We start from the raw sequence: 9672 nt of genomic DNA, 5'->3' as shown, positions 1-9672 counted from the left end.
CCCGGCGGGGCGCCCGCCCCGCCCGCCTGCGGATCGGCCCCCGCGGCGAGCGCCGAACCGCACCCGACGCAGGCCGTCATCGCCAGCGCGACCACCGCCAGCACCCGGGCCCGGCGGGGATAGGGCATGCCGCGGCCGAATGTGGTGGTGAAGGAACCGAGCATTGCGTACGGGGCGAGCGCGGCCCGCCCGGCCGCCACCAGCGGCGCCGCCACCAACGCCATCGCCAGCGCCGCCCGGGCGGCGAACAGCAGCGAGCCGTCCCCCCGGCCGAGGGCGAGCGCCCCACGCGGCGAGAGCGCCCGGGCCGCGGCGGCCGCCCCGGCCCGCAGGCGGTGCCCGGGTCCGGCTGAGGGCGGCGGTGGCGAACTGGGCATACCCGGTGTATAGCACCTGAACCGGCACATCACGGCCGCGGGCCCCACCGCCCGCACTCCCGCCGGCGCAATCGGGACCGGGGCCACGCGCGCCCCCGCCCGCGGGCCGGGCACCCGTGCCACGATGGTGCGCATGCCGACGCCGCAGTCCGTGCTCAGCCCGCTGACCAGCGCTTCCCTGTTCCTGGTGCTCACCGTCGACCCGGGCGGGGAGCCGGTGGTCCGGGAGCTGCTCGCGGACCTCGACGGCCTCCAGCGGGCCGTCGGCTTCGGGTACCCCGACGGGCAGCTGAGCGTGGTCGCGTCGATCGGCTCCCAGGCCTGGGACCGGTTGGTCGGCGGCGACCGCCCGGCCGAGCTCCACCCCTTCCAGGAGCTGCGCGGCGCCCGCCACCGGGCCCCGGCCACCCCCGGGGACCTGCTGTTCCACCTCCGCGCCACCCGGCAGGACCTGTGCTTCTCGCTGGGCAGCGAGATCATGACCAGGCTGCGGGGTGCCGTCGCCGTCGCCGACGAGGTCACCGGCTTCCGCTACCTCGACCAGCGCGACCTGCTCGGCTTCGTCGACGGCACGGAGAACCCGACCGGCGGCGACGCCTCGGACGCGGTCCTGGTCGGCGCCGAGGACGCGCGGTTCGCGGGCGGCTCGTACGTGATCGTGCAGAAGTACCTGCACGACCTCGACGCCTGGAACCGGCTGACCGTCGAGCAGCAGGAACAGATCGTCGGCCGCCGCAAACTCACCAACATCGAGATCGACGCACCCGGTTCGCACGTCGACCTCAACACCATCACCGACCCGGACGGCACCGAGCGCCGGATCCTGCGCGACAACATGCCGTTCGGGAGCCCCGGCAGCGGCGAGTTCGGCACCTACTTCATCGGCTACGCCCGCACCCCCGCCGTCACCGAGGAGATGCTGCGGCACATGTTCCTCGGCGACGGGCCGGCCACCCACGACCGGATCCTCGACTTCTCCACCGCGGTCACCGGCACGCTCTTCTTCGCACCGCCGGCCGGCCTGCTGCAGCAACTCGCGCAGGAGGAGCGGCCGGCGGGGGCGGCCCACGGCTCGCTGGGCATCGGCGGCCTGAGCGGCCGTTAGCAGCCGCCGGCAGCCGAGCGGCGCGCCCGCAGCCCCACCCGTCCACCGCCGGTCAGCACCGGTCGGCACCGGAGCCAGGAACAGGAGCAACGCCCCATGGACAACCTGCACCGCGAACTCGCCCCGATCTCCGCCGCCGCCTGGGCCGACCTGGAGGAGGAGGCCCGCCGCACCTTCACCCGGCACGTCGCGGCCCGCCGCCTGGTGGACGTACCCGAGCCGGCCGGGCCGGAGCTGGCGGCCGTCAACACCGGCCACCTGGACGACATCGAGACCCCGGCCGCCGGCGTCCGGGCCCGGCTGCGCCGCACCCGTCCGGTGGTGGAGCTGCGGGTCCCGTTCACCGTGGACCGGCTGCAGGTCGACGCGGTGGCCCGGGGCGCCCAGGACGCCGACTGGGGACCGGTCAAGGAGGCCGCCCAGCGGATGGCCTTCGCCGAGGACCGGGCCGTGTTCGAGGGCTACCCGGCCGCCGGCATCACCGGTCTGCGCGGCGCCTCCAGCAACCCGGCGCTGACCCTGCCCGCCGACCCCCGCGACTACCCGGACGTGGTCAGCCGGGCGGTCAGCGAGCTGCGGCTGGCCGGCGTCGGCGGCGCGTACACGCTCGCGCTCAGCGCGGACGCCTACACGGCGGTCAGCGAGACCTCGGACCACGGCTACCCGATCCACGAGCACCTGCGGCGGCTGCTCGACGGCGAGATCGTCTGGGCGCCGGCCATCGACGGCGCGTTCCTGCTGTCCACCCGCGGCGGCGACTTCACCCTCCAGCTCGGCCAGGACCTGTCGATCGGCTACCTCGCCCACGACACGGACCGCATCGAGCTGTACTTCCAGGAGACCCTGACCTTCCTGGTCCACACGGACGAGGCCGTGGTCCCGATCGGCCCCGCCGTCGCGCAGACCCGGCCGGCCGCCTGAGCCCGTTCCGCCGGCATCTCTTGACTCCCCGCCGGGCTAACGTTAGAACGTCTAACGAGCGCTCAAGCATCTAGCCATTCGGGGGATCCCCATGTCCGGCACCCGCAACGCCCTGTTCGCCGTCCCGCTCGCCCTCGGCCTCCTGTGCGCTGTCGCCGTGCCCGCCGCCGCCGCCGCACCGCCCGCCGCCCGTCCCGGCGCGTCCCTGACCTGCCGGGGGCGCGGGGTCGACCCCGACGCCCTGGTCCGCCACCGGGCCGAGACCGTCGTCCATGCTCCGCTGTCCACCGTCTGGCAGCTGCAGACCGACGTGGAGCGCTGGCCGGACTGGCAGGCGCCGGTGCGGACCGCGGAGCGGCTCGACGCAGGCCCGCTCCACGCGGGTTCGGCGTTCCGGTGGACGATCCCGGTGCCCGCCACCCCGTCGACCCCCGCCACCGTCCTGGAGATCACCTCGACCGTCCAGCAGCTCCGGCGCGACTCCTGCATCCGCTGGACCGGCCCGGCGACCGGTGCCGGGCTGCGGATCGACGGCGTCCACGTGTGGACCTTCACCCCGGTCGGGGGCGGGGTCCGGGTGACCACCGAGGAGACCCACCGCGGACCCCAGGTCGATGCCGACGTCACCACCGCGACCGCGCTCCTGCGGCAGGGCCTCGACGGCTGGCTGCACGACCTGAAGGCCGCCGCCGAGGCCCGCGCCCACAGCCGGCCGCGCTGACGCCCGACCCCGTCGCGCGAGGCCCCGGTGGCGACCTGGGGCCGTGTCAGCCGCACAGGGCGGCGCTCTGCGCCTGCACCAGCCCCTCGCTCCTGGGGAAGGGCGGCTCGCCCTTCAGGTCCGCGCCGAGGTCGTAGACGTTGACGGCGAGGACCAGCTGCCGCTCACCGTCCGCGGTGCTGAGCGCCACGCTGGTGAAGCCGGGCCCGCCGCCGTCGGTCGCCCAGACCGGGACCGGCGGGGTGCCGGGCCCCGGTCCGCACGCCACCTCCCCGCGCTGCACGCCGAGGCCGTACGCCACCGTGCCGGGGAACTGCACCGTGGTCAGGAGCTCGCGCTGCTGCGCGGGGGGCAGCAGCCCGCCGCCGAACAGGGCCCGGTGGAAGCGGGCCAGGTCGTCGACGGTGGAGATCATCGCGCCGGCGGTCCAGTCGTACGACGGGCTGAACCGGGTGACGTCGCGTCCGGTGAGGTCGTAGCCGTGCAGGTGCGGGCCGTGGATGTCCGGGTCGGTCACGGGAAAGGAGGTGTTCCGCAGGCCGAGCGGGTCGAGGATCCGGTGCTGGATCTCGGACGGCGCGCTGTGACGGGTGACCGCCTCGATCACCAGGCCGGCGAGCAGGTAGTTGGTGTTGGAGTACCGCCAGCCGGTGCCGGGCGCGAAGTACGGCGCGTGCCGGACCGCGCGGGCGACCACCTCGCGCGGGGTGTACACGTAGCCCCAGGCGTGGCGCTCGAGGTAGGGGGCGAAGAACTCCGGTTCCTCGGTGGGGTCGTAGACGCCCGAGGTGTGGTTGAGCAGCTCCCGGACGGTGACGGCGCTCCCGTCGTTGCCGTTCCCCCGGACCACGCCGGGCAGCCACCTCTCCACGCTGTCGTCCAGCGAGAGCCGGCCCTCGCCCTCCAGTTGCAGGAGCACCGTCGAGACGAACGACTTGGTGTTGCTGGCGATCCGGAACCGCTGGTCCGGGCGGGCCCGCTCGCCGCTCGCCCGGTCCGCGAGCCCGGCCGCGAGCCGGGTCTCCCGCCCGCCCTGCCTGGCGTACGCCACGGCTCCCGGGAAGCCGTCCGCGACCGTCCGTTCGACGGCCGCCCGCAGCCCGGCGGGGGCCGGAACCCGCTCGGCGGCGGCCGCCGACGGCAACGCGCCCGCCACCGCCGCCGCGCAGATCCCCACCCACAGTGCCGTGGCCCCCGTACGCACCCTCATCGCTCTCCCTGCCGTTCCCGTTCCCGTGGACGTTCCGGTCCAGCGTGCCGGGCTGTCGGACCGTCAGCCCATCGTGCTGGCACCCGGGTCGGTGCGGAGGCTGTCCCCAGCCCGTGTCGGCCTCCTGGACAACCGGACTGGCTGGTCCGTATCGTTAAACGGAGTTGATAGTCCGATTCTGACCGTGGATCCCCCTGGAGGTTCGTCATGCCCGAGAACATGTCCGAGAAGCCGTTGCCGCGCGAGGTCTTCGGGAAGCTGATCGAGGGCATCGGCGAAGGGCGGTACACGGAGCTGGCGGACCTGTACGCCGAGGATGCCGTGGTGGAGACCGTCTTCGAGCCGGCCGGTCCGCGCCTGACCGTGGGGCGGGCCGCGCTCAGGGAGCGGTTCGCCCAGGTCGCGGCGGTCTCGCCGGTGGAGCTGACCCCCTTGAACATCGTCCTCCGGGAGACCGGGGACCCCGAGATCGTCGTCGCCGAGTTCGACTACCGGGTGCACCACCGGGCGACCGGGCGGACCTTCGAGACCGCCAACATCCAGGTGCTGCGGGTCCGTGACGGGCTGATCGTCAGCAGCCGGGACTACCACGACCACCTCGCCCTCATCGTGGCCGACGGCAGCCTGCCGCAGTTGGTGGCGGCACTGGAGGGCGAGGGCGAGTAGCGCCGGAAATCGCCCCCCCCGGGGGGGCGGAATGCCGAGGCCGTCGGGCCCGGTGTCGGCCGGGTGCTCGACCGTGGCGCGAGTGACGGGTGGTAGAGCTGCGGCGGGCCCGGGCGTCCGGCCGCCCCGGCGGGGGTGAGCTGGACCGATCCACCGCCCCGGGTGGCCGGTTGACGGTCGTTCAGGAGCGCGGCGGTGGCGGCCCGGTGTCCGCCCGGGTGCAGGGGTGGGCGCGCCACCGGTTCGACCTGTGAGGCTGGTCACACTCTACGCGGGTAGGTACATGCCAAGTGGCCGCATCCGGACAAATCGACATTGCCAGGCGGGCGGGACTTGCGGGAAGATCTTTTGCGGCCGTGCAGTGGCATTACCCGACGCACATTTACCCGGAGCGCATCCCGACCATGCGGACCGGGTGCCCCGGATAAAGGATCTGGTGGCGTATCACATGGTTCCGCACACTGATTTGACCTTTTCGCCCGCGGGTGGGGAATCCGGTATCCGGGCGCCGCAGGACCTGGTCCTCGACGACATATTCGTCGACCTCTCACCGGCTTTCGGCAGGACGCTGGCGCTGAAGTGCGAGGGATTCAACTTCGCCGGTTCCGTCAAGGCGAAGGCCGCCGCCGGGATGCTGGCCGCGGCCGAGCAGCAGGGGCGGATCCGGCCCGGCTCGACGATCATCGAGTCCTCCTCGGGGAGCCTCGGGGTGGCGGTCGCCGCGATCGCCGCCAACCTGGGGTACCGCTTCGTCTGCGTCACCGACGTCCGGTGCAGCCCGCGCAACGCCAGCCTGATGCGGGTGTTCGGCGCGGAGGTCGTGGTGGTGTCGGAGCCCGACCCCGTCGGCGGCCTGCTGGGCGCGCGCATCCGGTACGTGCAGGAGCGCTGCACCGCGGAGCCCGCGATGTTCTGGCTCAACCAGTACGCCAACGACAACAACTGGCTCGCCCACTACGGGAGCACCGGGCCGGCCATCGTGAAGTCGTACCCGGACCTGGAGTACCTGTTCGTCGGCGCCGGGACGACCGGGACCCTCACCGGGTGCGCGCGCTACCTGAAGGAGGCCGGCCACCCCGCGAAGGTGGTCGCGGTCGACAGCGTGGGCTCGGTCACCTTCGGCGGGCCGGCCGGGCCGCGCTACATTCCGGGACTCGGCACCGGCCGCCGCCCGGAGATCGCCGACGAATCGGTGGTCGACGAGATCCTGATGGTGGAAGAGGTCGACGCGATCCGGATGTGCCGATTCCTCGCCCGGCGCGGATTCCTGTTCGGCGGCTCCACCGGAACGGTGCTCGCCGGCGCCTTCCAACGGCTGCTCGGGGAGCGGCCGGACGTGTGCGCCGTGGCCATTTCCCCGGATTTCGGGGAACGCTATCTCGACTCCGTCTACGACGACGACTGGGTGGGTGAAAGATTCGGCGAGATCGGGCTGTTCGCCCCCGTCGGGGAGAGTGCCGGGGCCGTCGTGGAAATCTCCCAGAGGTGAGACCGCAGACCATGTTCGACGCGCACACCGCCGTGGAAAGCAGTGACATGTCTTCATCATTCTCGTCGTCCGCGGACGGCGCCCCCCGGACCCTCGACCAACTCTTCGAGGCACAGGCCCGGCGGACCCCCGACGCCGTCGCCCTGGTCCACCGCGACCAGCGGCTGACGTACCGCCAACTCCACGACCGGGCCCTGGCGGTGGCCGGCCGGCTGGCCGCACTCGGGGTCCGCCGCGAGTCACTGGTCGCACTCGCCTTCCCCCGCGGCGTCGACGCGGTGGTGGGCACGCTCGGCGTCGTGCTGGCCGGCGGCGCCTACCTGCCGGTCAACCCCGCGTTCCCGCCCGAGCGGATCACCCGGATGCTGGCGGACGCGGCCCCACCGCTGATCCTCTGCGCGGCGCCGGCGGCCGGCGCCCTGCGCGACGCGGTACCCGCCGCGACCCGGCTGCTCACCCTGGACGAGCTGCTCGCGGCCCCGGCCCCCGCCGAACCGCCGGCCCCCGCCGGCGACCCGGAGGCCGACGCCGGATCACCGCTGGCGTACGTGATGTACACCTCCGGCTCCACCGGCCGGCCCAAGGGGGTGATGGTCGAACACGCGGGCGTGGTGCGCCTGGTCCGCGACACCGACTGGTTCACCTTCACCGCCGCCGACCGCTGCCTGCAGACCGGCGCGCTCGAGTTCGACGCCGCCACCTTCGAGATCTGGGGCACCCTGCTCGCCGGGGCCACCCTCCACCTGGTCGACCAGGAGGTGCTGCTCACCCCCGCACGGCTGAAGCAGACCCTGTACGACGCCGGGATCACCGTGCTGTGGCTCACCGCACCGCTGTTCAACCAGATGGTGGACGAGGACGTCACCATGTTCGCCCGGCTCGGCACCCTGCTGGTCGGCGGCGACGTGCTCTCCTGCCGCCACGTCAACCTGGTCCGCGAGGCCTGCCCGGCACTGCGCGTCCTCAACGGCTACGGCCCCACCGAGAACACCACCTTCACCACGGTCTTCCCGGTCGAGCGCGGCTACCGCGACGCCGTCCCGATCGGCCGGCCGATCCGCGGGACCACCGCCCTGGTCGTCACCCCCGAGGGCCGCCCCGCCGCCCCGGGCAGGATCGGCGAGCTGTACACCGGCGGACTCGGCCTCGCCAGGGGCTACCTGCACAACCCCGAACTCACCGCCGAACGCTTCGTCCACCTCGACGGCGAGCGCTACTACCGCACCGGCGACCTGGTCAGCGCGGACGCCGACGGCGTGCTCTCCTTCCACGGCCGCACCGACGACCAGGTGAAGATCCGCGGCCACCGGGTCGAGGTCAAGGAGGTCACCCACGCCCTGCTGGAGGCCCCCGGCGTCCGCGACGCCCACACCGTCGTGGCCGGCACCGGCAGCGCCCGCCACCTGCTCGGCTACGCCGTCCTGGCGGCCGGCACCGAGGCCGCCGAGGTACTCGACGGGCTCCGCCGCACCCTGCCCCCCTACCTCTGCCCCGACCAGGTGATCCCCCTCCCGGCGCTCCCGCTCAACGCCAACGGCAAGGTCGACGCCGCCCGGCTGCCCGCCCCGGCCGCCCGGGCCGCCGCACCCGCCGGCGAACGCACCCCGGACGAACAGCGCCTCGCCCGGCTGTGGGCCGAGGTCCTGCACCTGGGCCCCGAAGCGATCGGCCCCGACGACGACTTCTTCGCCTCCGGCGGCAACTCCATCGCCGCCGGCGCGCTGCTCGGCCGGATCGCCCGGACCCTGGGCGCGACCCTGGGCTTCCACCAGCTCTTCGCCGCCCGCACCCTGCGCCTGATGGCCAGGGAGGTCGCGGCGGCCGACCGGACCGAACTCGCCCCGATCCCGGCGCTCGCACCGCGCGCCTCCTACGCCCTGCACCCGCAGCAGCGCGCCCTGTACGCCGTCTGGCAGACCGACCCCGCCTCCACGGCCTACAACATCCCCGTCCGCATCGAGGTCTCCCCGTCCCTGGACGCCGACCGGCTGCGCTCCGCGCTGGCCGGCCTGCTGCGCCGCCACGACGCGCTACGGACCGCCTTCCACGCCGACGGCGACGACGTCCGGCAGCTGGTCCGGGACCACGCCGAGGCCGAACTCGACGTGGTGACCGCGCCGCTGACCGACGCCGAGGCGCTCGCCCGGCTCGTCCGGCCGTTCGACCTTGCGGCCGCACCGCTGGTACGCGCACTCCTGCTGCCGGGCGACGGCACCGACCGGCTGTACCTCGACGTCCACCACATCGTCTTCGACGGCGTCTCGCTGCAGGTGCTCCTCGACGAACTGCTCGACCTCTACGTCGGCATCGAACCGGCCGCACCGCCGGTCCGCTACGCCGACGCCGCCGAGTGGTTCGCCGAACACACCGCCGCCGGCTCCTTCGCCGAGTCCGAGCGGTACTGGCTGGAGACCTTCCCCGAGCCGCCGCCCGCCCTCGGCCTGGCCACCGACTTCCCGCGCCCGCCGGTCCGCTCCACCCGCGGCGCCGTGCTGCGCCAGGAGCTCGGGCCCGCCCGCGACCGGGCGCTGCGGGCGTGCGCGGCCCAGCACGGCGTCACCGACTTCACCGTGCTGATGAGCGCCTACGCGGCCGCGCTGGCCAGGATCACCGGCGGCCTCGACCTGACCATCGGCTGCCCGATGAGCGGGCGGGTGCACCCCGACCTGGACGGCGTGGTGGGGATGTTCGTCAACACCGTGCCGCTGCGGCTGCGGCTGGAACCCGGGGACTCCCTCGCCGACCTGCTGCGCCGGGTCGCCGACCGGCACCACCTCGCCCTCACCCACCAGAGCCACCCCTTCGAGCAGCTGGCCCGCCAGGTCGTCACGGTCCGCGACCACAGCCGCAACCCGCTGTTCGACGCGTTCTTCGCGCTGCAGGACCTCGGCGTGCACCACCTGCGCAGGCACGGCCTGCGTGCCGCGGTCGCGCTGCCGCACCCCGGGACGAGCCGCTTCGACCTCAACCTCCAGGCGTACCGGCGCCCCGAAGGAACGGTGCTGGAGTTCGAGTACGGCACGGAGCTGTTCACCGCGCAATCCGCCGGGTTCCTGCTCGCCCGGACCGTCGCGGCACTGGACGAGATCCTCGCCGACGCCACCGGACCCGTCCTGCCCACCGCCCCGGCCGTGGAGCCCACCGCGGCTCCGGCCGCCGCCACCTTCTCCTTTTAGGACACCT

The 9672-nt window shown here is 74.0% G+C and carries 7 protein-coding genes and 1 pseudogene; 6 read left to right on the top strand and 2 right to left on the bottom strand.

Annotation, left to right across the window (positions count from 1 at the left end):
* Positions 1–377, bottom strand: a pseudogene (locus AA75_RS43245) (FUSC family protein); the annotation flags it as partial.
* 133 nt (positions 378–510) lie between these two features.
* Here AA75_RS43245 and AA75_RS43240 point away from each other — a divergent pair.
* The 3 genes from AA75_RS43240 to AA75_RS43230 all read left to right on the top strand — a co-directional run bounded on the left by AA75_RS43240 (position 511) and on the right by AA75_RS43230 (position 3124).
* Positions 511–1482, top strand: a complete 972-nt coding sequence (locus AA75_RS43240) for a Dyp-type peroxidase (RefSeq protein WP_033826026.1) — start codon at positions 511–513, stop codon at positions 1480–1482.
* Positions 1483–1578: 96 nt separating this feature from the next.
* Positions 1579–2403, top strand: coding sequence for a family 1 encapsulin nanocompartment shell protein (locus AA75_RS43235; protein WP_033826025.1), 825 nt, complete (start codon positions 1579–1581; stop codon positions 2401–2403).
* A 91-nt stretch (positions 2404–2494) separates the two neighbouring features.
* Positions 2495–3124 (top strand): SRPBCC family protein, encoded by a 630-nt coding sequence (locus tag AA75_RS43230; RefSeq protein ID WP_033826024.1) that lies wholly within the window; start codon positions 2495–2497, stop codon positions 3122–3124.
* Positions 3125–3170: 46 nt separating this feature from the next.
* Here AA75_RS43230 and AA75_RS43225 read toward each other — a convergent pair whose 3' ends face one another.
* Entirely contained in the window at positions 3171–4334 is a 1164-nt protein-coding gene (locus AA75_RS43225; RefSeq protein WP_051814405.1) for a serine hydrolase, read from the bottom strand.
* 207 nt (positions 4335–4541) lie between these two features.
* Between AA75_RS43225 and AA75_RS43220 the strand changes: the two genes are divergently transcribed.
* The 3 genes from AA75_RS43220 (at position 4542) to AA75_RS43210 (ending at position 9665) form a co-directional block, all read left to right on the top strand.
* Entirely contained in the window at positions 4542–5000 is a 459-nt protein-coding gene (locus tag AA75_RS43220; RefSeq protein ID WP_051814404.1) for a nuclear transport factor 2 family protein, read from the top strand.
* Between the two features lie 436 nt (positions 5001–5436).
* A complete protein-coding gene (sbnA, locus tag AA75_RS43215; RefSeq protein WP_233289453.1) occupies positions 5437–6489 on the top strand; it encodes a 2,3-diaminopropionate biosynthesis protein SbnA in 1053 nt (350 codons plus the stop codon).
* Between the two features lie 47 nt (positions 6490–6536).
* Positions 6537–9665: a non-ribosomal peptide synthetase gene (locus AA75_RS43210; RefSeq protein ID WP_158515672.1), complete on the top strand. Its 3129-nt coding sequence runs from the start codon at positions 6537–6539 to the stop codon at positions 9663–9665.
* The last annotated feature ends 7 nt before the right edge of the window (positions 9666–9672 follow it).

It is taken from the genome of Kitasatospora sp. MBT63 (assembly GCF_000710465.2).
Classification (GTDB): Bacteria; Actinomycetota; Actinomycetes; order Streptomycetales; family Streptomycetaceae; genus Kitasatospora.
This window is presented reverse-complemented; position numbering and strand designations above follow the sequence as displayed.

Coding starts and splice junctions, on each gene's coding strand:
- AA75_RS43230 (WP_033826024.1), top strand. CDS start 2,495: ATGTCCGGCACCCGCAACGCCCTGTTCGCCGTCCCGCTCGCCCTCGGC.
- AA75_RS43210 (WP_158515672.1), top strand. CDS start 6,537: ATGTCTTCATCATTCTCGTCGTCCGCGGACGGCGCCCCCCGGACCCTC.
- AA75_RS43235 (WP_033826025.1), top strand. CDS start 1,579: ATGGACAACCTGCACCGCGAACTCGCCCCGATCTCCGCCGCCGCCTGG.
- AA75_RS43225 (WP_051814405.1), bottom strand. CDS start 4,334: ATGAGGGTGCGTACGGGGGCCACGGCACTGTGGGTGGGGATCTGCGCG.
- AA75_RS43240 (WP_033826026.1), top strand. CDS start 511: ATGCCGACGCCGCAGTCCGTGCTCAGCCCGCTGACCAGCGCTTCCCTG.
- AA75_RS43220 (WP_051814404.1), top strand. CDS start 4,542: ATGCCCGAGAACATGTCCGAGAAGCCGTTGCCGCGCGAGGTCTTCGGG.